Here is a 21,871-nt window from a genome sequence, read left to right as displayed (position 1 = left end):
CGCAATGCTCGACGCCGAAACAAAAAGAAGAATTGATACCTGCCGCGACATCCTCGTGGGCAAGGTGCCGGACCCGAAAAGCCAAGTTGAACAGATCACCGTCGCGCTGATCTACAAGTTCATGGACGACATGGACCTTGAGGCCGAGGAGATGGGCGGCAAGCCCACCTTCTTTACGGGTGAGTATGAGAAGTTCCGCTGGTCCAAGCTTGTCGCCCCCGGTGTCACCGGGCAGGACATGCTCAACACATATTCCGAAGCGCTGACCAAAATGGTCGAGAATGACGGTCTGCCCGCGCTCTTCCGGCAAATCTTCCGCAACGCGTATCTGCCGTACCGTGATCCTGAAACGCTCCGCTCCTTCCTGCGCGAGATCAACAGCTTCACCTATGACCACAGCGAACGTCTGGGCGATGCCTTTGAGTACCTGCTGTCCGTCCTCGGTAGCCAAGGCGACGCGGGGCAGTTCCGCACACCGCGCCATATCATCGACTTCATGGTCGAGATCATCGACCCGCAGAAGAACGAGGTCATCATGGACCCGGCTTGCGGCACAGCGGGCTTTCTGATCTCGGCCTACAAGCACATCCTGAAAATGAACTCCTCGGATGTGGTGAATGGCAACGGGGCCGAGAACGCGGGCGATGCTGCCGAGCAGGCCATCGAGAACCCGAAGCGCTTCAAGGGTGATCTGCTGGACCAAGCAGACCGCCAACGCCTTGCCCACAATATCAAGGGCTATGATATCTCGCCAGATATGGTGCGGCTCAGCCTTGTGAACCTTTATCTGCATGGCTTTGCCGATCCAAAGGTCGAGGAATACGACACGCTCACGTCCGAGGACAAATGGACGGAAATGGCGGATGTCATCCTTGCCAATCCGCCCTTCATGTCGCCGAAAGGCGGGATCAAACCGCACACCAAGTTTCAGGTGCAGTCAAAGCGCAGTGAAGTGCTGTTCGTCGACTACATCGCTGAGCACCTGACGCCGAATGGTCGCGCTGCCATCGTCGTGCCCGAGGGGATCATCTTTCAAAGCCAGAGCGCCTATGTCGCCCTGCGCAAGATGCTGGTGGAGAACTACCTTGCCGCCGTGATCTCGCTGCCTGCGGGGGTGTTTAATCCCTATTCGGGCGTGAAGACCTCTATCCTGATCCTCGACAGGGCCGTGGCCAAAGCGAGCAAGCATGTTGCTTTCTTTAAGGTTGAGAATGACGGCTTCCAGCTCGGCGCACAGCGCAAGGCGCAGAAGGGATCACAGCTTCCTAAGGTGAAGGCCGAGCTAGTTGCTTGGATGCAAGCCGCGAGGGGCGGGGCTGGCGAGGAATTGGAGAGCGTCCTTGGAAATGCTGTGGAACGTAAGAAGGTCGCCGAAGACGGTGAATTCAACCTGAGCGCCGAGCGCTATCAAGAAAAAGCCGTTGTCCAGCGTGCTTGGCCAATGGTTCCACTCGGTGAAATCTCATCTCGGATGAGCGGGGGCACCCCCTCGAAAGCCAATGAGAGCTTTTGGCAAGGTGACATTCCGTGGGTGTCCCCAAAGGACATGAAAGCAGACGTGATCACTGATACAGCGGATCACATTTCTGCCGAAGCCGTTGGTAATAGCGCGACATCATTGGTTCAGCCGGGCACTATCCTTTGCGTGGTAAGGTCGGGGATTTTGAAACACTCGTTCCCTGTCGCGATTGCTGGGCGCGAAGTCGCGTTCAACCAAGATTTGGTTGCACTGAACGCCAAAGAGGATCGGCTCTTGCCGAGCTTCCTCTATTGGAACCTGAAAGGTCGCAGCCAAGAGATATTGGCGAAGGGAATTAAGCCTGGTGTTACCGTACAGAGCTTTCATTCTGGGTTCTTCAAGAACTGGGAAATTCCCCTGCCGCCGCTTGAGGTGCAGCGGGAGATTGTGGCCGAGATCGAGGGCTATCAGCGCGTCATCGACGGTGCCCGCGCCGTCATCGACAACTACCGCCCGCACATTCCGATTGATCCTGAGTGGCCGCGCGAGAAACTAGAGCAGATCACGCACAAGATTACAGATGGCACCCATAAAACTCCAACTTACACAGAAGCCGGTGTGCCGTTTTGGCGTGTGACGGATTTGACGGGTAGCAGCTCAACAAAGAAATTTATTTCTGCTGAGGAACACCAAGAGCTGATAAAACGATGCAACCCTGAGAAAGGCGACATTCTCTACTCGAAGAATGGCACCATTGGCGTCGCAAAGGTGGTGGATTGGGATTTTGATTTTAGCATATTCGTGAGCCTTGCATTACTGAAGCCCAAGAATGACCTCATCAGCTCGAAGTATCTTGAGTACTTCTTGAACACACCTGATGCGTTGCGGCAGGCTACTTCGCGATCAAAGTCAGGGACCGTGACCAACCTACATCTCGTTGACATAAGGACGATACAAGTTCCATTGCCGAGTATAGAGAAGCAGCAGGCTATTGTTGAGGAATTGAATGATGAGCATGAGATCATCAAGGGCAACCGCGATCTGATCATTCGCTTCGAAAAGAAGATCGACGCCGCCATCGCCCGTGTCTGGGGCGAGGCCAAGGCGGATGAGGAGGCGGCCTAATGGAAGAGGCGCTGGGGCTTGGCGAATACCTCCCGCAATCCTTCGCTGCTGCGGATGAGCAGGCCTATCTCGATTTCCTCTGGTCAGCCTTTCAGACGAACTACGAGGCCGAACGCTACGAGTTTGCCAGCCTTGCCTTTCACCTGCTTTACATGAGCTTTGTCAGCTTCTCGATCTGGCAAATCCGCCTCGCGCGACCTGAGCCGTTCCGCATGGCGATGGTCGGGTTCCGCTCAGACGACGAGGGCAAGCTGATGGATTGCGCCACGCCCTTCAAATTCTACGACAAGCTCAAGGAAGCGCAGATTTTCCGCTTCTTGAAGTTGATCGGCTGCGACAACCAGCAGATCGGAGAGTTCGCCAAATTTGTAAAGCGCCGCAACAAGATCGCTCACCCAAGCGGTACGGTCTTCTTCAACGATCACGTGGCAATTGACGCCGAGATTGCGGAGATGATGACCGAGGTGCGCAACATCGAAGCGCATATGCAGCCCGTAATACTCGAGCTGTACCGCGCATTTCTTGAAGGCGACAGCTCCGACCCTGACTTGCGGCAGTATCCTGATTATACGGACGAAGTGCGCGTGAACCTCGTCCATGCAAACTACATGTCAGAAGCCGACATTTCGTTCTGCCGGAACTTCGACCTTGCGGAACTGGCAGGAAAGCCGAATTTCTCCGAAATGGAAGCGCTTCATGCGGCACTTGTCGAAACATACCCAGACGAAGAGGACGAAGCCGCATGACATCGCTCTACGCCATATCAGACGGCAAGCTGCGCCCTGCGGTGCGCCGCGCCCTCAGCAATGAAAAGCTGATCGAAGACTGGGTGGAGGCTGACCCGAGCCTCTTGGGTCTCGACGCGATGATCATCGGGCGACAGGTGCCCACCGATCATGGCAAATTCATCGACCTTCTGGCGATGGATGCCACAGGTGGGCTGGTCATCATCGAGTTAAAGAAAGACCGCACCCCGCGTGAGATCGTGGCCCAAGTGCTTGACTATGCGTCATGGGTGCGGACCCTCACCACGCCCGAGGTTTACGAGCGGGCCGAGAAATACCTTGGTGCGCGACTTGTGACAGCCTTCCGAGAGAGGTTCGGTGAGGGCATTCCCGAGCGGCTGAACGCCACGCATTCCATGCTGATCGTCGCCAGCGAGTTGGACGCCGCTTCGCGCAGGATCGTTGAATACCTCTCTGAGGAGCACGGGCTGGCGATCAACACGGCCTTCTTCAATGTGTTCGAGGCCGATGGCCGCGAATGGCTGACAACGGACTTCCTGCTTGATCAGGACGAGGTAGAGGAGCGCTCAGAACGAAAGGTCCGCGCTCCGTGGTCTGGCTACTACTTCGTGAATGCAGGGCTGGGCGAGCATCGCTCGTGGGAAGATATGAAGCGTTATGGCTTCATCTGTGCAGGTGGCGGCGAGTTCTATTCCAAACGCCTGCAACAGCTCAGCGTCGGCGACGAAGTTTTCGTCTATGACAAGGGCAACGGTTATATCGGCTACGGCGTGGTGAACAGCGAGGTGGTGCCAGCCGCCGAGTTCATGACAACGAATGGCCCTCTGTTTGATCAGCCGCTTGCTGAGCCAAGGATGAAGCGGCCCGGAGCTGCTCCGGAAGAAGCTGAGCATGTGGTCGGTATCGAATGGCGCAAGACCGTAGACCCCAGCCACGCCAAACGGTTCAAGGGAGCGTTTGCGAACCAGAACATTGTCTGCAAACTGCGCGATGAAGCGACGGTCGACTTCCTAATTGCCGAGTTCGAAGTCCAGTCGGCAGATTGACAAGGACCAAAAGGAACATTTCAAGAAACACCCAGCTTCGCGCGTGTAATTCGTGTGTAAAATCATTCGGAATGTTCTGGAATTGTCCGGTTCAAATCGGGTAGGCGAACATGACGTTCTCTTATGGAAGAGAATTCAAATCAACGGCTTAGGATCATCTGCGAACGATCAGATCAAAGTGGGCCGAAAATTGAAAATCCTCGTGTCGGTGGTTCGATTCCGCCCCCGGGCACCATTTAAGCCAAAGAAATGAGCGATGGGTATCAAACGCTTCGCGTTCGATGTTTGGGCCTTTGGCTCGTCTGCAAGATGCCTGACCGAAAGAGTCCAGATTTGCGTGAAGGTGCCAAATGACCCATAGCATTGGACAACAGGTTGCCGTCTAAAGCCTAGCACTCTGTCATCTTTTTCCGTTCCGGAATTGTGGAATTGAAAAGCAAGGCGCTTGCTCGGGTGGGCTCTGAACAGACGGCTCGGTGCACCGAGTGGAGCGGAATATCCGCGATCGATCGGTTTGCGTAGGGCGAACTGCCAGGGTGTGCAAGGTCAGGTCACACGTGTGCGTTGATCCTCGATCCCCATTGAGACCAGCGAAGGTTCTTCGCGTTGGCTGGTCTGAAAGCTTGCTTTGTCCTGCATCTTATCCCAATTGCTCAGGATCAGGCACTGCGCGACGGCTCCGCCCAGTGTGGTTCCCGGTCCAGTGACGATGAACATGTCGGGTGCAAACTCTTTCGCGGCTTGTGATACGGCCTTTGTGAAATCATAGGTTTCGGTCACCTGATGACCCAACGTGTAGTCCCAAAGCGCGTCCAGATCACAGGCGCCGGGCCACCAGATCTGACCGCGGCCATCTATCATGGGCAAATTGGGTTGCCGGAACAGATCTTCGGCAAGGCGGTTGCGACCGGCTTCGGCAACTGGGCGTTGCAGGTGCGAATGAAACCCTGCGTGGTTGGCCAGCCGCATCGGAAAGCGTTCCTGCACCACAGGCACCTTGTTTTCAAAGGCGGATAACCCAGCCTCATCCCCGGCCAGAACCAGCATCCCACCCAGATCAATTGACAGGGTGAGGGTCGCGCCGGTGTCGTCAATCTCAGCGACCAGAGCCAGCAGTTCGGCCTTGCGTGCCGGGTTCGGCTGCCAGTCGGCATCCAAGAAGGGGTAGATCAACTGGCCGCCAATCAGGCTCTGCTGCATGAGTGTTCCCATGGTGTTGACCACCTCGAACCCAGCCTCGGCGGTCAAGGCGCCCCCGCAGGCCAGGGCCGAATACCAACCCATCGAGTTTCCGGTCACAGCCACCACGTCGACCTTTTCCGGATCAATGGCACGAAAATCGCCCAGCGTCGCGGAATAGATCAGGGCCGAGGCATTGTCGCCGCGCGTGTGCTTTGCCACGGAATACCGCGTTGCGCCGTCCAGTTCGCTTAGGGTTTCCTGACCCTGCGTGCGGCGCATGTCGTCGAAATGGGCCAGCAGGGCCTTGTCGGTAAAATGGCGGCTCAGAACCCCCAATTCAGGTTTGTTATAGGTGCCGCGCCCCGGACAGATGACAACAGCGGTTTGTTTTGCTGACCTCATTTGCCCGTCTCCATCAGGGATCTTGCTGCGGCCTCGATGCTGTCTTTCGATGGCATAGTTGCGGCATAGGCCGGGCCGGTGGCGATAAAACTGTCTTCGGCCGTAATACGTGCCATCGGCACATCTGTGGTTTCGTGGAAATGGGCCATCAGGGCTTCGGCCACGCCACCGTGATGCCGGGTTTCATCGACGATCAATATCCGCTTGGCGCCGCTTACGGCCCGGGTCAGCGCGTCTTTGGGCAGCGGTGACAACCAGCGCATGTCAATGATCCGGTTTTTTATCCCGTCGGCCTCCAGCGGTTTGCGCGCCTGATGGCTGAGGTAGACGCCATTGCCAAAGGTAACAATCGCCAGATCGTCGCCGTCGCCATCCACGCCGACCTCGCCGAAACCGATCCTTTCGGATGGGTCGGGGTAGGTGTGCATCCAGCCTGCGTCCCCAGCTTCGTGCAAGTCCCGCATCGGGTAGAGCGCGATGGGTTCCAGAAACACGACCAGCCGCTGTTCTTCCCGGGCCAGCCGCACGCATTCACGCAGCATTCGTGCAGCGTCGGCGCCGTTCGATGGGCAGGCCAGGATCAGCCCCGGAATATCGCGCAGAACCGCGACCGAGTTGTCATTGTGGAAATGCCCGCCAAAACCTTTTTGATACCCCAACCCGGCGATGCGCACGACCATCGGGTTGGTGTACTGACCGTTCGAGAAGAAGGGCAGGGTGGCCGCTTCGCCGCGCAACTGGTCTTCGGCGTTATGAAGATAGGCCAGGAACTGGATTTCCGGCATGGGCGTAAACCCGTTCTGAGCCATCCCGATGGCTAGGCCCAGAATCGACTGTTCGTCCAGCAGCGTGTCGATCATCCGGTCAGGGCCGAAACGGGCCTGAAGCTTTTGCGTCACGCCATAGACACCGCCCTTGCGCCCGACATCTTCGCCCATCATCACGATCTCACCGTGTTCAAGCATAAGGTCGCTCAGGGCCCAGTTGATCAGGCGTGACATGATCTGGGGTTCAGCATGTGCTTTGAGGTCGCCGCCGAATACTTCAGCCCGATGTTCAGCTGACGGGCCATTGGTCGGGGCACAGGGGCGTGCGGGCGGGATCAGGCTGGCCATCACGTCACCTGCGGTTTTCAGGCGAGGGCGGGTGATCGCCTTGTCGGCGACGCGGGAGACGCGGTCGCAGGTGTCGGTGTATACCTTCAGGGCGTCATTCGGTTGCATCGCACCGGATTGTTCCAGCAGACGGACGGAGTGCAGCAGGGGGTCGTTCGCCTCTTCGGCTTCGACCTCGGATTTTGGCATATAGGTGGTGGGCATATCTGCCCCGGCGTGGCCATACAGGCGCAACGTGCTGATGTGCAGAAATGCGGGCTTCTTGCGGCTGCGGACATAGGCGGCGGCTTCTTGTGCGACACGGTAGGTTTCGAAAATATCGAGCCCGTCACACGTGAAATACTTCAGTCCCGGTCGATGAGAGAATGTTGCGGCAATCCAGCCTTGTGGTGTCTTGGTCGAAATTCCGATCCCGTTGTCCTCACAGCAGAACAGCAGTGGCAGGGGAACCGACTGGTAAGACGTCCACTGCGCGGTGTTGAACGCGCCTTGCGCTGTGGAATGGTTGGCCGAAGCATCACCAAAGGAACAGTAGACGATGGCGTCGTCCGGCATTTCTGCATGTTCGGGTTTGTGACGGCGGGCTGCTCCGATTGCATAAGCCGCGCCGACAGCTTTGGGCAGGTGGCTGGCAATGGTCGAGGTCTGTGGCGGGATGCAAAGCGCCTTTGACCCCAACACCTTGTGCCGCCCACCGCTGATCGGATCATCAGAGGACGAAGCGAAGGACAACAGTATATCCCATGTCGGGCTCTGCCCCGGCACCTGATCGGACCGGGCGATCTGAAACGCGGCGTCGCGGTAGTGTAGAAAAGCAGGGTCTGTCGGGCGCAGGGCTGCCGCCACGGCGGCCATCCCCTCGTGACCAGAGGAGCCGATGGTATAGAATCCCTGACCCGCTTTCTGCATTGCCCGGCTTTGGCGGTCCAATGCGCGGCTGAGACATTGCGCGCGATATAGCCCGACCGCTTCGGACGCTGTCAGTGGGCCAGACGGCGTCGCGCCAGCGGGGAAATCCCGTGCCGCAACCCGGCGCAGGAAGTTGTCATGCACAATGGTTGCGCGATCCATTTTTGTCGTCCTCAGGCGAAGGCTTGCAGGCCCGTTTGTGCGCGACCCAAGATCAAGGCATGAACATCATGCGTGCCTTCATAGGTGTTCACGGTTTCCAGATTCACCATGTGGCGGATCACGTGGAAATCCTGGCTGATGCCATTGCCGCCGTGCATGTCACGTGCGTGGCGGGCGACCTCAAGTGCCTTGCCGCAATTGTTGCGCTTGATCAGACTGATCATTTCCGGCGCTGCGCGGGCTTCGTCCATCAGACGACCCACGCGCAGAGCGGCCTGAAGGCCCAAGGCGATTTCGGTCTGCATGTTCGCAAGCTTCAGCTGGAACAGCTGCGTTTGCGCCAAAGGGCGACCGAACTGTTTTCGGTCCAGACCGTATTGCCGCGCGGCGTGCCAGCAGGCCTCGGCTGCGCCCATCGATCCCCAGGCGATACCGTATCGTGCGCGGTTCAGGCAACCAAATGGCCCTTTCAGACCTTCGACACCCGGCAACAGAGCATCTTCCCCGACCTCGACATTGTTCATCACGATCTCACCGGTGATCGAGGCGCGCAGCGACAGTTTGCCTTCGATCTTCGGAGCTGAAAGACCGGGTGTGCCTTTTTCAAGAACGAAACCCTTGATCTTGCCGTCATGCGCGTCTGATTTGGCCCAGACAACAAACACGTCAGCAATGGGCGCGTTCGAGATCCACATCTTTGACCCGTTGAGGACATAGCCCCCATCAGTCTTTTTTGCGACGGTTTTCATGCCGCCGGGGTCCGAGCCTGCATCGGGCTCGGTCAGGCCAAAGCAGCCAATAGACTCACCGCTGGCCAGTTTCGGAAGGTATTTCCGGCGCTGTTCATCCGTTCCGTAGGCATAGATCGGATACATGACGAGGCTGGACTGCACCGACATCATCGAGCGGTAACCGCTGTCGACCCGTTCCACTTCGCGTGCGACCAGACCGTAAGTGACATAGCTGGCACCGATGCCGCCGAATTCTTCGGGGATAGTCGTGCCCAGAAGGCCCATTTGACCCATCTCGCGAAAGATTTCGGGGTCTGTTTCTTCATTGGCGAAAGCCTGGGTCACACGGGGCAGCAGTTTGTCCTGCGCGTAGGCGTTGGCCGCATCGCGCACCATGCGTTCGTCTTCGGCCAACTGGTCTTCCAGCAGAAAAGGGTCATCCCAAGTGAAAGGGCCAAGCTGGGGGCGGGATTGTGGTTTCATGAGAGTTTCCTTTCTACAGCGGCTTTGAGACGTGCAAGCCCCGCTGCAATAGTATCTTGGGCATAAGCAAAGCTCAGGCGAAAATGTCCGGGCAACCCGAAGGCGCGACCGGGAACCAGAGCGACACCGGCATCTTCCAACAACCAGGTGCAGAAGTCAGCGTCAGTTTTGAACGGTCCACCCTGATCCTCAAGCAGTCCGGCGCAGGAAGGAAAGGCGTAGAACGCCCCGTCGGGAGCCGCGCAGCGCAACCCCGGAACCGTGTTCAACCCTGCAACCACCAGATCACGGCGTTCGGTAAAAATGACCCGGCGTTCTTCCAACAGGTCCGGGCTGCCGGTCAGCGCCGCAAGCGAGGCCCATTGTGCAATCGAACAGGCGCCCGATGTAACCTGCCCCTGAACGGCCACCATTGCCTTGATCAACTCGACCGGCCCGATCCCCCAGCCGATGCGCCATCCGGTCATGGACCATGCTTTGGCGACACCGTCGACGATCAACAGACGGTCGGCAAGGTCAGGGGCTGCCTCGGCCACTGATGCAAACGGAGTAAAGCTGAGATGGCGATAAATCTCATCCGCAAGAACCCAGACCTGTGGATGACGGGACAGAACAGATGAGAGGGCGGCGATCTCATCCTGCGTGTAGATTGCCCCCGACGGGTTCGACGGCGTGTTGAGCATCAGCCAGCGCGTGCGCGATGTGATTGCGGCCTCTAACTGTTCCGGCAGAAGCTTGAACCCCTGATCCATCGGGCAAGGCAGAATGACGGGCGTTCCACGCGCCATCCGCACTATGTCAGAATAGCTGGTCCAGTAGGGCGCGGGCATGATGACCTCGTCGCCGGGGTTCAGGCTGGCCAGCATCGCATTGGCAATCACCTGCTTGGCACCGGTGGACACAATGACCTGAGCCACTTCGGCTTTGGCCTGCCGGGCAATTTCGGCGCGCAGGTCGGGCACCCCGGCCGTCGGCGGGTATTTCGTCTTGCCGTCCAGCGCTGCCGAGTGGGCAGCTTCGACCACATGGGGCGGGGTGGGCAGGTCAGGCTCACCGGTCGACAGCGCCAGAACATCGCGCCCTTCCGAACGCAAGCGTGCAGCGGCCTCGGAAATCTGCACGATTTCGGACAATTCGATACCGTTTAGTCGGTTTGCGCGATGGAACACTGTTAATCTTCCTCTGAAGGTGACTGAGGTTCTATCTGCAAAGTAACTTGATAAAAATACGCCGTTTTGTATCGTTTCAGTGACTAAAACTCATGAGTGGTATGCCCAGAATCAACTCCCTCCCGTCTTTTGCCCTCATGCGCAGCTTCGAGGCTGCCGCACGCCACGAAAGCTATACTATGGCAGCAGAAGAGCTTGGTGTGACGCAGGGCGCGGTCAGCCGTCAGGTGCGTGAACTTGAGGCTGCGTTGGGGGTGACACTGTTTCGCCGGGTCGGGCGTGCCGTTCGCCTGTCGAAGGCGGGTCGCGCTTTGTTTGAAGAACTTGCAGGCGACCTTCAGCGTCTGAACGGTACGATCAATCGTGCGATCGCGGCCGGTGACGGTGCGTCGTTGCTGACCTTGGCGGTCCTGCCCACCTTTGCTACACGGTGGCTGGTGCCAAGACTGCCGGATTTCAAGCACCTGCATCCGGGGATCGAACTGGATTTGCATTCCTACACAACACCGTTCAGCCTGGAAGAGCGGCGCGTGGACCTTGCCATTCACTTTGGCCACGAAGACTGGCCCGGTGCGCGGCTACGCAAGCTGTTCCCGGAAAAACTTGTCGTGGCAGCCGCGCCCGTGTTGTTGGGCGACCAACGGCCTTTCGAGGAACAGCATGTGTTCGATCTGCCGCTGTTGCATCTGACCTCACGGCCCGGGCTATGGTCCGAGTATCATGCCAGCCTTGGGCTTGACGCCAGAGCGGTTTTTCCAGGGATGCGCTTTGATCAGTTCTCGATGCTGATCGAAGGCGCAGTTGCAGGGCTTGGGGCTGCGATTTTGCCGTCCTACCTGATCGAGGCCGAGTTGGCGTCGGGCGCGCTGGTCCAGACCGGGCAATTGGTGAATGCCTCGGGCAGCGCATATTTCATTGCAACGCCGACCGGGCAGAGGAACGAAGCCGTACAAGCATTTGCGGACTGGATCATCCGGCAAACGAAAAGGCATTTGTAAGGGTGCGGGCGCGACAGAAGGGTTACAGCATCCGGATGCCCTGCATGGTCTGGATGATTGCCAGATCCTGCTCGTAAAGCTCTGTAAATGCGTCAACGATGTCTGCGTTCCAGCCGGGCAGATCAAGTTCTTCTTCGACCTCATCGGGCCGGGCATAGTCCTCCAAAACCCGCGCAAGGTCTTCGCGTTGAGCGTCCTTGTCGAGGCCGACGCCGCCCCGCACGATGTCCAGAACATGCTGTTGACCGGTTTCAGTCAGAAGCGACGACAGCAACGCATATTCATCCACCAGAGGAGCGTCACCGGGCAGGCCCGCCATTGCGCGCGTGATATCCCCCAGAATCAGTGGCAAATGTTCGTTCTTCCACAAAGTGAGCTGCACCTGAGGTGCAAGATCGCGCAGATCTTCGATCATACTCAACCAGCTCAGGCAACTCAGATCGGTGCTGGTCAGAATCTCCTGCCGGTGATCTTCATGGATCGACATAAGGACCTTGGGTATGAAAAAACCGGGGTTCACCAGACCGACAAATATTTCGACCTGAGCATCGTCCAGCAAGGTCTGCACATAGGCTGTCCGCTGCCCGGCAAAAGGGTAAATCTGTCCATGTTGCAGGGCAGAGCGTGTTGGGCCAAAGAACTTGTCGTTCGAGAGGATGACACGATCAACATTTGGATCATCCGGAAGAAGGGCGTGCAGCCCGTCCTGTGTTTCTGCATCAGACAAATCCTGAGCAAGGGCATCAGACAGAACCTTGACAAACTGACGTCCGCCGCGCGGTCCCAAGATCACAGCACGGCAATCCGCCAAGGCCTGCTTGTTTGCCGAGAGCGAGGACAGCACTTGCCCTTCATCGGCGAAAGCGGCCCCGGCATGGATTACTACCTGCATCTTTTGTCCTTTTTCCCTCAGGGGCTGGGTCCATCCCATTCCATGTCTTTGCGTCGCGTGAAAATCTGCAATGAACCAACCGTGCGGTTTCTGCACTTTCTCAGGAAATCGGGCAATCCCCAAGTTTGAGTTAAAAATGAGGGTTGCAGTCCTCTGTCGGACGAAGTAATCGACTGCCAGTGCCCCTATAGCTCAGCTGGTAGAGCAACTGATTTGTAATCAGTAGGTCCGCGGTTCGAGTCCGTGTGGGGGCACCATTAAATCACTGAAATCTCTTAAATATAAGCGTTTTAAAGCGCATTCTCTGGATTCGAAGGTGACACACGAGGCGACGCTATGCCTCTAGCCATCGCTGAATTTGGAGCGGTTATGATCTCAGCAAATTCTTTTCTCAGAAGAAAGAGGGCGGTGTTTACTATTTTCGGAGGCGAGTTCCCGACGATGTTCGTAAGCATTATCCAAACCTCAGTACCTTAAACCACAGTGATGCTTGGGTTTGATATTCGGCCTGTAGACACTTGTTTAGGACGATTGTTATGGGATTAGCGACTGGAAGCTCCTTGAGCAGCTACCAGATTTGAAAGAAGTGCAGGCTGCTGAAATTGGATTGGTATCAAGCATGAGTGATGAGTTTCAAAGAAAAGTCTTCGTGGACTTGGCCATCACTTTTTGGCTTTTGGCTAAGTCGATGTAAAAAGGCTCAACGAAAGTACTAAAGGAACGTCTGCTGCGGACCAGCCTCTGTAGCTCTATGGTTCACAATCGTTTTGCGGTTCGTTTGCTAAGCTAGAGAAGTGTCTCCGGTGCGCAGTGGCGCATTTCTGTTGTTCACGACGTTAGAACAACAGATTGCGGCGACAAACTTATTCACACGTACTTCGAGCAGCTAAAGAGTATATGATGAAAACTCTAAATCTGTCCGGTAGGCGCTGACTTCAGACACCTTAACATGTCCGTCATCGAATGATTTGGAACACGAGCGTTTGATTGGCTTAGGAGGATCAGGCTCGCCGCAGTTTCAATCTACGCCGCGTTCTGATGATGCAGCAAGCGGCGTTTCTGGATTGTCTGGTGTTTGATTTCCTTTCTGCGTCTGAGGATTGTTTCGGCTCGACCGAAATAGACATCGGCGGGTGTCAGATTGCTGATGCTCTCGTGGTATCGGTTGTGGTTGTAGTGATTGATGAAGTCGCCGATGGCCTGTTCGAGCGCTCCGGCAGATAGTAGTTTTCCAGCAGGACACGGTTCTTCATCGTCTGATGCCATCGCTCAATCTTGCCCTGGTCTGCGGATGGTTGGGCGCTCCCGAACATGATCCATACCCTGCTCATCCAGCCATTTCGCCAACTCGCCAGAGATGTAACTGCTGCCGTTGTCGCTGAGCAGCCGGGGCTTGTGGGCAACGGTGACACTGTCACAACCTGATGCAGCCAAAGCGTCTTCCAGCGTTCCTGTGACATCGTCAGCTTTCATCGTGGTGCAAAGGCGCCAAGAGACAACGTAACGGCTGTAATCATCCAGGATCGTAGACAGGTAGAACCAGCCCCAACCGATGACTTTGAGATAGGTGAAGTCGGTCTGCCAAAGCTGGTTCGGCCGCACAGTCTTCTCATGGAATTCATCCGCCGCTTTGATGGTGATGCAGGCTGGGCTAGTGATCAGATCTTGTGCCTTCAGAAGCCTGTAAACACTGGCCTCAGAAACGAAGTAGCGCCTGGTGTCGGTGAACCGCACCGCAAGCTCGCGGGGCGATAACTCGGGTTCTTCCAGAGCCAGTTCCACGATCTGCTTGCGCACCTTGTCGGGGATGCGGTTCCAAACCCTACGGCCGGGAATGGCGATCCTCAAGCCCGGCCTCGCCGAAAGACAGATACCTGTCGTACCAGCGGTAGAAGGTCGTTCTGGGAATGCCGAGCTTTTCCAGTGTGCGTTTGATCGGCAGGTGCGAACCGTCAACCAGCCGGATGATCTCAAGCTTTTCGGATGCGGGATATCTCATTCGTCGTCTCCCCATCCTCGAACATGCTTTTTGAGCAGCCGGTTCTCAAGGGTCAGGTCGGCGACTACCTCTTTCAGCGCCGACGATTCCGCTCTCAAATCCTTCACCTCAGAGCTGGTAGCCTGGCGTGCGGTATCGCCAGCCAACCGCTTCTTACCGGCCTCAAGGAACTCTTTCGACCAGCTGTAATACAGGCTCGTAGCTATTCCTTCACGGCGACACAGCTCCGCTATGCTGTCTTCACCACGAAGCCCATCCAACACAATACGGATCTTCTCCTCTGCCGAATGCTGGCGCCGTGTCTTCCTGCGGATGTCTTTGACAACTCTCTCTGCTGACGCTTTCTGTTTCCCGGATTTCATTCTCATCTCCACTCTCTGATGGTTACGATGAGCCTGAAATCCTCCGCTACGCAATCAACCTAGTCTGTTCCATGGGTGCTGATGGCGGACAACCTTAACATAAGTGTGGACCTGTTCCGTTGGGGAGGCTCATTGGGAGGCGCATTTTCCGATCTATACATCCGGTTCTCCTCGCAGTATGGACTGCGCTTCTACTATGACCCGTGTGTCGGAAGCTCTGAGGGTGACCGTATCACTCCGGAGAGCTGAGCCATGAACCCGACACTCGCAATCGCATTGAAGCGTAAAGGATACGACACGCTGACCCCTGTTCAGGAGGCCGTGTCCGCACCGGATTTGCAGGGACGAGACTTGTTAGTTTCGGCGCAGACCGGATCAGGAAAAACCATCGCGTTCGGCTTGGCCATCGCACCAACAATTTTGAGCGATGCGCAGGTTTTCGATGTGGCAGGCGCGCCTTTGGCGTTGGTTGTTGCGCCGACGCGAGAGTTGGCGCTGCAGGTCAAACGAGAACTGGGGTGGCTCTATGCGGATGCGGGGGCCTTCATTGCCTCATGCGTTGGCGGCATGGATATGCGCGACGAACGCCGGGCGCTGTCCCGAGGGGCACATATTGTGGTCGCGACACCAGGGCGGTTGCGGGATCATATCATGCGCGGCTCGATTAATTTGGCATCCGTACGCGCCGTCGTGTTGGATGAGGCTGACGAAATGCTCGACCTTGGATTCCGTGAAGATCTGGAATTCATCCTCGAACAAACGCAATCAGACCGCCAGACACTATTGTTCTCGGCAACGGTACCGCGCGCCATTGCCACCTTGGCTGCCCGGTACCAAAGGGATGCCGAGCGTGTAAGTACTGTCAGTGAGCGGACGCAACACGCCGATATCGAGTACCGTGCGATGAATGTGGCTCCACGTGACGGTGAAAATGCTATCATTAACGTGCTACGCTACTACGAGGCTCCTAACGCCATCGTTTTCTGCAACACGCGCGCCATGGTCAGCCGTCTGACAGCCCGACTGTCCAACCGCGGGTTTTCGGTTGTAGCTCTTTCCGGAGAACTGACCCAAGGTGAACGGTCAAACGCCTTGCAAGCCATGCGTGACGGACGGGCCCGCGTCTGTGTAGCGACCGATGTCGCGGCGCGCGGAATTGATCTGCCAAATCTGGATCTGGTGATCCATGCGGAACTGCCCAGCAGTCATGAAACGCTTTTGCACCGTTCAGGCCGAACTGGACGTGCAGGGCGCAAAGGTGTCAGCACACTGATCGTTGCACCGGCTTCTTACAAAAAAGCCCAAAGGCTGTTGAAATTCGCTAAACTCACGGCCGATTGGGGTGCGGCGCCCTCCGCTGAAGAGGTCAAAGCGCAAGACCAGCAACGGATGTTCGGATCGGAGGACTGGTGCTCTGAAATAACAAAGACTGAGCGGCAGTCAGTCAACGAACTGGTAGAAAGGTTCTCGCCAGAACAACTCGCTGCGGCATATGTCCGTCAATACAACAGGGCGCATTCCGCTCCGGAAGAACTAAACGACATTCAGGAAGCAGCGCCAAAGCAGAGCGCACCTTTTGGTCCGAGTGTTTGGTTTTCGCTGTCAGAAGGGCGCAACGAAAATGCGTCTCCGCGATATCTACTTCCTATGGTGTGCAAGGCGGGGAACATCACAAAATCCGATGTCGGTGCGATCCGTATCGTTGACGACGAGACCTATATCGAAATTCGCGAAAGCAGCGTCGCCGGTTTTTTGGAGGCGATTGGGCCGGAAATGAAGATCGAGGGTACAAAAGACATTGTGCAGTTGGATTCAGCCCCCGATTTGTCGAACTCAGCAAAGACAAGCTTTAACCGGGCTGCCAAAGGCAAGAAAGGTCTGGAAAAGACTGCACGCAAACCGAGCCGACTTGTCGAGCCGCAGCCTGCGAAAGCGCGGAAAAAGACAGTGTCCAAGCCCCCTGAAAAGGCCAAAGTTGAAGCCAAGCCCAAACGCGATGACGACAACCGCAGTGGTCTGAGTAAAAAACTTGACCGCCGCCCAAAAGGCCCGCCACCGCCAAAGGGTAAGCCCAACAGCAAGAAAAACCGTGCACGCGCTGCGGCAAATAAGGGCGGTAACGCTGTGCCAAGGCGTTCAAAATAAGTCGAAGCGTTTGCACAGGCCCTTTCCGGACATTGGCCATGCCAAAACTCCGCTGGGTTCCGCCCGTTAGACCAGACTTTCGCAGCGCCTGCGAGCCCGGGCGATAGACATAATCATACTCTGCGGACCATACTGCCGCTCCAATCGGCCATGCAAATTGATGGCAGACTCAGTTCGAGTTCTTGATAACCAGAGGATTATAATGTGGTGATGCCGGGAGTTTTTTTCGGCCAGCGCCCTGACGAATTCTTTTTTGGGATAGAACGGAAAACGGTTCGGTGCTGACAGCACCTGCTCTTTGGAGAAGTACCTTCAGTCGATCCAATGCATCGGACCTGTGGATATGTCGGACCGCACCAAAGCCAAGTGAGACAATGGAGGTACCGTTGGGTGCAATTGAGTTTCACCAGCGCTGCCGTCTATTTTTCCCAATCCTGCGGGTCAAAGCACATTGTTATCATCTCGTTGTGCTTGTAAGGACGTTGCACAGTCCGAAAGGGCCGCGCCGTGCGGGCGTGATGGAATGGTAGACATATCAGACTTAAAATCTGAAGGGCGTATGCCCGTGTGGGTTCGAGTCCCACCGCCCGCACCAGGCGCTTTCGAAAGCTGCATTCTGTCGCCCGGTTTGCGCGTCATCGGTATCGCAAATGCAGTGAAACGCAGCCTACGTGGTCATGGCATCATATTCATGACCAGGACTAAACCGGATACCCCAATTCCCGGATCAGCCTCCAGATGTCCTGGTTCGCGGCTGAAAGCTGATTGACGACCGCTTCGATTTCGCGAAGCGCGTCATCATCTACCGTATCCGCGCGACCCAGTTTTATATCGGTCTTGCGGTCAGCAATCCGCATCAGGATCGTTTTCGGGTTTCCGCTCTCCTGATCGAACGAATAGATGCAGTGGTTATACTTGTTTCGGATGCCCGAAAGCTTGCTGAGCCGTTGCGTGCGTTCAAGGATCGGGTCGCGAACCTGCGCGGGCCTTCCCTCCATCTTGGCAAGCCGTTCAACCAGATCAATACGCGCGCGGGTTGTGTTCAGGGTCAGGAAGATAATGACGGCCACGTCTTTCGACGTTCCGGAAAGGCCAGCGATCAGGTGGATCAGCAGGCTTTCGGTGTTGGTCCACATATAGTTCAGCCTGCCAACCAGAAGGATCAGGCGATCGAACCGGGCTTCAAACGTGTCAGTCAAGGGCGGAGTGCTGCGCCTCGTGTGGCGCAACCTCGTAGTAGAAATGCGCGGCAGCGGTGCGGTTGCTGACGCCGATCTTACCAACCACGTTGTGCATATGCAGTTTGACCGTGTGTTCCGTAATTCCCAGCTTGGCCGCGATCAACTTGTTGCTTTTGCCCTGCGAGACAAGTTGCAGGACCTGCTTCTCGCGACGCGTCAGCTTCAGGTACCGCGATCGCTGGTCGACACCATTTGGGACATTTGTCACTGGACGGGCTGGGATGTCCCGCGTGCGCTGGCCAGGAAAGGCGACGCAATCTGCAAGGAAGCTGGGTAGGTACAGTTCTTCATGCATCAGCAGCCTGAGGATGGCGCGCCAGGCATCGGGCGCCACATTCATGGGTAGAAATCCGATTTCGCCGAACTGCGTGCGATCCCAGGATTCAAACATATGCCGGGCCGATTCTTCTTTGCGATAGGCAAAGGCAAGACAGCCGGACCCGGTACTTTTGGTATAGGCCATTGGGCGCGCCAACAGGTCTTCAAGCATCATCTGGTCCACAACAATAATCTTGCTGCAGCCGGGTGTGTGGCCGTTCATCGCTTCGAGAGTTTCGAACCGCCGGGCACGAACCCCGAATTCAGTTTGAACGCTTCTTAGGGTCTGATTGGAGTAGAATAATTCTTTTCCAATAAAGACAACCGAAAAATCTTCTGAATAAAGATCCTGATTGGTAGTTTCTTCTATCAATGACACACTCATCACATTCCCTCGCAAACAGGGTCAACCAAAAATAGCTTTTTTGAATTCTGGCGGTCTAAAATAGTTAACTAATCAAATAGGTAATTAACTTTTATTATACTCGAAAGCATGGTTTTCCACAACCGGGAGGAGTTCTTCCAGAGCCCGTGCCATAGAACTTTCGGTTAGGTTTCCGCTTGGGTTTTTGTGCAACCAGCGGAAACAATTGAATTATTTTGTTGCGATTTTTTGTAGGTGGGTCATGCGGGGCAGGTGAGCGCAAACTCAGGTGTATTCTAAAAGTAAGTAATAAAAACAACGTTGTAACCACCTCAAAACTTTCGACTAGCTAGGCGTGGGCGTGCGTCGCTGCGAACATGGCTGGGCTTCAATTGTCGAAGCGCCTGTCCCTGTCGCGCCGGTCATTGCGTATTTCAGCAGCCTTCATGAACCGCCGCGCTTTCGGCTTAGCCGGGAAAGGAGGTGGCCATTTAGAAACTTCCACAGACCGCTTTCAGCGCGTTCATGCGCTGCGCGGGTATTTTTGTTTCAATCTCGCCTGATGCCGCTTTTTAGATGAATGGCGGTCTGGCGTTCCAGAAATAGGAATTTGTCATGAGACGTAATGTGAATAATACAAACGTAACGACCGTCGACGAAATTAATGTCGAGAACCTGGATGCTCCGGTTAATGTCGAAATCCCGATTGATGAGGCGTTTGTCGAAGCTGATCTGACTGCACAACAGCAACAGCAGGACCAGACTGTAGAAAACTCCAACGATCAGGGTCAGGACCAAAATCAAGGCCAGGATCAGGGTCAGGAACAAGGCCAGGACCAAGGTCAAGATCAGGGCCAGGATCAGGATCAAGGTCAGGATCAGGACCAGACGCTCAATGCCGGAGATAATACCAACGACAATTCGAACAGCAATGCGATCAATATCGACTTTGGTGGCGGAGAGTGGATTCCGCGCGATGACGATCAGGTTGATCTGGACTTCGGAGATAACGCGTCGGTTGGCGACGTAATAACTGCAGGCCGTGATCTGAACTATGATCCTGGCGATGACATGAATGTCGATATCTCAATGGATGGTGCGGGAACCGCGATGGCGGCCGTCAACAGTCAGGTGGCTAGCCTGAGCGATGACGACACGCTGGAATCGGCGTCAGTTTCGAACAATTCCGGTTTCTATCAGAATGGTAGCGCCTATGGCGGTACCGCCAACGCTGAAGAAGGTATCGGCGTCAAGTCCAACGGTGGAGATTCGGGCGACGGTGGTACCAGCTATGGTGGTTCGGCAGACTCGACCACGCTGGGCAGCCATGCGTTTGGTGCCGGTGGCGATACCGGCAGCGCCGACGCGGATTCGAGTGGCGGCGCAGGTGGTGATACCGGTGACGCAAATAACGCCAGCATTGGTGTCGGCCTGTCCGGCGCAGGGGCTGACGGTGACAGCACCGGCGGCGACGGCGGCGACGCTGACAGTTCGTCTTCTGCTGACAACGACGGCAGCACAAGCGTTGACGGTGACGGAACCGGCGGTAACGGCGGAAGCGCAGATTCGTTTGGTCTGGGACTGGGCCTTGGTCTGTCTGGCTCGAATGCCTCGGGTAGCGCCGATGGCGGCGACAGCGATTCCGACTCGAGCGGCACGGGCTTTGGTCTGGCCGGCAATGACGTAGACGCCGAAGGTTCCGACGGTGGTGACGGCAGCGCGTCGACAGACGGTTCGTCGTCGAATTCCAGTGACAGCACAACCGAAGCCAATGATGCGACTGCCGGCAGCAACGCAGCAGAGGGCAGCGCTGACAGTGGTGCGGACAGCTCGGCTGATGGAACTGGCGGACCTGGTACCGGCGGTGAAGGCTCTGGCGGCGAAGGGACCGGTGGTGAAGGATCCGGTGGCGACGGCACAGGCGGTGACGGTACCGGCGGTGACGGCGAAGGCGGATTTGCCGCTATGGTCGAAGCTGCAATCATGGCCCTGCAGGAAGAGCTAGGCATGGTTGATGCCGAAGCGGGCGAAGGCGGTGACGGAACCGGCGGTGACGGAACCGGTGGCGATGGTTCGGGCGGCGATGGCTCTGGTGGCGATGGCTCAGGCGGTGACGGTTCGGGCGGCGATGGTTCCGGTGGAACCGCCGACGCGGATTCGGATGCGCAGGGTGTTGGCGACCAGTCCGCAAGCGGCCCCGACATCAACCAAAGCCCAGGTGACGTGAACGGTGCATCTAGCAATTCGCAGAACACGGATGGCAGCGGTGGTGATGGCGGATCAAATTCGGCCAACGGCACAGCGGACGCAGCAGGTTCTGGTACGTCTGCAGCAGACGGTGACGGCGGAGCAGGCGGCACAACGACGCCCACATCCACGTCTTCGGGCAACGGTGCCGGTTCTGCCGATGCGGCGAATACCGCCGGTGATGGCGGAGCGGCGGATGTATTCGGTGATGCCGATACAAACGGAGCCGCCGACAGCCTGGCTGAAGCAATCGCTGGATACGGTGGTTCGGGCATGTCCGATAACGATGCCACATCGACCGGTTCGGGCGATGCGACCGGTGCGGCCAGCTCGGGTGCCGGTGGTGCCGGTGGCGCGTCCGCCGCAAATGGCGGAGCCAGCGGATACTCGACCGGTACAGCTATGTCCGGTGACACCATGGGTGGAACCATCACGGGCGGCAGCGCGGCTGGTGCCTATTCGGGTGACGGTGGTGCAGGCGGCAACGCTGGCAACTGGGGCTCGAACAACGGTGGCGATGGTATCGTGACCGGCGAGTCCTATGCCTCGGCAGCGGCTGTTGTCGACACCTCGGCCTTTAACCAGTCGATCGTCATGGGCGCCAACGTGCTTGGCAACTCGGTCGACACGACCATGGTCGGTGGTTCGATGACTTCGTCCTACGCAAGCGACGACAACGACGCATAAGTCATAAGGCGGGGCACGCATTATCGGGCCTCGCTATTTTCGAAAATGCCGGGGCCGCGAGCAGTGGCCCCGGCCCAACTGAACCCAAA

At 56.7% G+C, this 21,871-nt stretch carries 14 protein-coding genes, 2 tRNA genes and 1 pseudogene; 9 read left to right on the top strand and 8 right to left on the bottom strand.

The genetic code is table 11. From position 1 onward, the window contains the following. The first annotated feature begins 4 nt into the window (after nucleotides 1–4). From ACR3E2_RS07880 to ACR3E2_RS07870, 3 genes are read left to right on the top strand one after another with little or no spacing between them, the layout of a single operon-like run. Nucleotides 5–2,584: an N-6 DNA methylase gene (locus ACR3E2_RS07880; protein WP_480484487.1), complete on the top strand. Its 2,580-nt coding sequence runs from the start codon at nucleotides 5–7 to the stop codon at nucleotides 2,582–2,584. Then, nucleotides 2,584–3,330, top strand: coding sequence for a hypothetical protein (locus tag ACR3E2_RS07875; RefSeq protein WP_480484486.1), 747 nt, complete (start codon nucleotides 2,584–2,586; stop codon nucleotides 3,328–3,330). Before ACR3E2_RS07880 ends, ACR3E2_RS07875 begins: the two co-directional genes overlap by 1 nt. Beyond that, nucleotides 3,327–4,376: a nuclease gene (locus ACR3E2_RS07870; RefSeq protein ID WP_480484485.1), complete on the top strand. Its 1,050-nt coding sequence runs from the start codon at nucleotides 3,327–3,329 to the stop codon at nucleotides 4,374–4,376. Before ACR3E2_RS07875 ends, ACR3E2_RS07870 begins: the two co-directional genes overlap by 4 nt. Nucleotides 4,377–4,922: 546 nt before the next feature. On the opposite strand, the gene ACR3E2_RS07865 is transcribed toward ACR3E2_RS07870, so the two are convergent. From ACR3E2_RS07865 to ACR3E2_RS07850, 4 genes are read right to left on the bottom strand one after another with little or no spacing between them, the layout of a single operon-like run. Continuing rightward, nucleotides 4,923–5,960 carry an ACP S-malonyltransferase gene (locus ACR3E2_RS07865; protein WP_480484484.1) on the bottom strand — a complete coding sequence of 346 codons (1,038 nt, stop codon included), beginning with the start codon at nucleotides 5,958–5,960 and terminating at the stop codon, nucleotides 4,923–4,925. Further along, nucleotides 5,957–8,146, bottom strand: coding sequence for a dehydrogenase E1 component subunit alpha/beta (locus ACR3E2_RS07860; RefSeq protein WP_480484483.1), 2,190 nt, complete (start codon nucleotides 8,144–8,146; stop codon nucleotides 5,957–5,959). The genes ACR3E2_RS07865 and ACR3E2_RS07860 overlap by 4 nt, the downstream gene beginning before the upstream one ends. An 11-nt stretch (nucleotides 8,147–8,157) precedes the next feature. Then, on the bottom strand, nucleotides 8,158–9,360 hold the full coding sequence (locus ACR3E2_RS07855; protein ID WP_209508024.1) for an acyl-CoA dehydrogenase: 1,203 nt from the start codon (nucleotides 9,358–9,360) through the stop codon (nucleotides 8,158–8,160). Then, on the bottom strand, nucleotides 9,357–10,529 hold the full coding sequence (locus ACR3E2_RS07850; protein ID WP_480484482.1) for a pyridoxal phosphate-dependent aminotransferase: 1,173 nt from the start codon (nucleotides 10,527–10,529) through the stop codon (nucleotides 9,357–9,359). The genes ACR3E2_RS07855 and ACR3E2_RS07850 overlap by 4 nt, the downstream gene beginning before the upstream one ends. 101 nt (nucleotides 10,530–10,630) lie before the next feature. On the opposite strand from ACR3E2_RS07850, the gene ACR3E2_RS07845 reads away from it, so the two are divergent. After that, nucleotides 10,631–11,527, top strand: a complete 897-nt coding sequence (locus ACR3E2_RS07845; protein WP_480484481.1) for a LysR substrate-binding domain-containing protein — start codon at nucleotides 10,631–10,633, stop codon at nucleotides 11,525–11,527. A gap of 22 nt (nucleotides 11,528–11,549) precedes the next feature. Here ACR3E2_RS07845 and ACR3E2_RS07840 read toward each other — a convergent pair whose 3' ends face one another. Next, nucleotides 11,550–12,419: a hypothetical protein gene (locus ACR3E2_RS07840; protein WP_480484480.1), complete on the bottom strand. Its 870-nt coding sequence runs from the start codon at nucleotides 12,417–12,419 to the stop codon at nucleotides 11,550–11,552. A gap of 181 nt (nucleotides 12,420–12,600) precedes the next feature. Between ACR3E2_RS07840 and ACR3E2_RS07835 the strand changes: the two genes are divergently transcribed. Together ACR3E2_RS07835 and ACR3E2_RS07830 are read left to right on the top strand one after the other, a co-directional pair. Then, nucleotides 12,601–12,676 (top strand) — tRNA-Thr (locus ACR3E2_RS07835). Between the two features lie 99 nt (nucleotides 12,677–12,775). Next, nucleotides 12,776–12,919, top strand: coding sequence for a DUF6538 domain-containing protein (locus ACR3E2_RS07830; protein WP_480484539.1), 144 nt, complete (start codon nucleotides 12,776–12,778; stop codon nucleotides 12,917–12,919). Between the two features lie 523 nt (nucleotides 12,920–13,442). Here ACR3E2_RS07830 and ACR3E2_RS07825 read toward each other — a convergent pair. Then, a pseudogene (locus ACR3E2_RS07825) lies at nucleotides 13,443–14,786 on the bottom strand (IS3 family transposase). A 246-nt stretch (nucleotides 14,787–15,032) separates the two neighbouring features. On the opposite strand from ACR3E2_RS07825, the gene ACR3E2_RS07820 reads away from it, so the two are divergent. Further along, nucleotides 15,033–16,925 carry a DEAD/DEAH box helicase gene (locus ACR3E2_RS07820; RefSeq protein WP_480484918.1) on the top strand — a complete coding sequence of 631 codons (1,893 nt, stop codon included), beginning with the start codon at nucleotides 15,033–15,035 and terminating at the stop codon, nucleotides 16,923–16,925. A 509-nt stretch (nucleotides 16,926–17,434) separates the two neighbouring features. Beyond that, a tRNA-Leu gene (locus tag ACR3E2_RS07815) sits at nucleotides 17,435–17,520 on the top strand. A gap of 106 nt (nucleotides 17,521–17,626) precedes the next feature. Here the strand turns inward: ACR3E2_RS07815 and ACR3E2_RS07810 are convergent. Continuing rightward, complete coding sequence (locus tag ACR3E2_RS07810; RefSeq protein ID WP_245220737.1) at nucleotides 17,627–18,124, bottom strand: hypothetical protein; 498 nt, start codon at nucleotides 18,122–18,124, stop codon at nucleotides 17,627–17,629. Beyond that, nucleotides 18,117–18,869: a helix-turn-helix transcriptional regulator gene (locus ACR3E2_RS07805; protein ID WP_480484917.1), complete on the bottom strand. Its 753-nt coding sequence runs from the start codon at nucleotides 18,867–18,869 to the stop codon at nucleotides 18,117–18,119. Before ACR3E2_RS07805 ends, ACR3E2_RS07810 begins: the two co-directional genes overlap by 8 nt. Nucleotides 18,870–19,475: 606 nt before the next feature. Here ACR3E2_RS07805 and ACR3E2_RS07800 point away from each other — a divergent pair. Continuing rightward, on the top strand, nucleotides 19,476–21,782 hold the full coding sequence (locus ACR3E2_RS07800) for a hypothetical protein (protein WP_480484916.1): 2,307 nt from the start codon (nucleotides 19,476–19,478) through the stop codon (nucleotides 21,780–21,782). Nucleotides 21,783–21,871 lie beyond the last annotated feature (89 nt).

This window comes from Ruegeria sp. AL7 (genome assembly GCF_056536105.1).
This window is presented reverse-complemented; position numbering and strand designations above follow the sequence as displayed.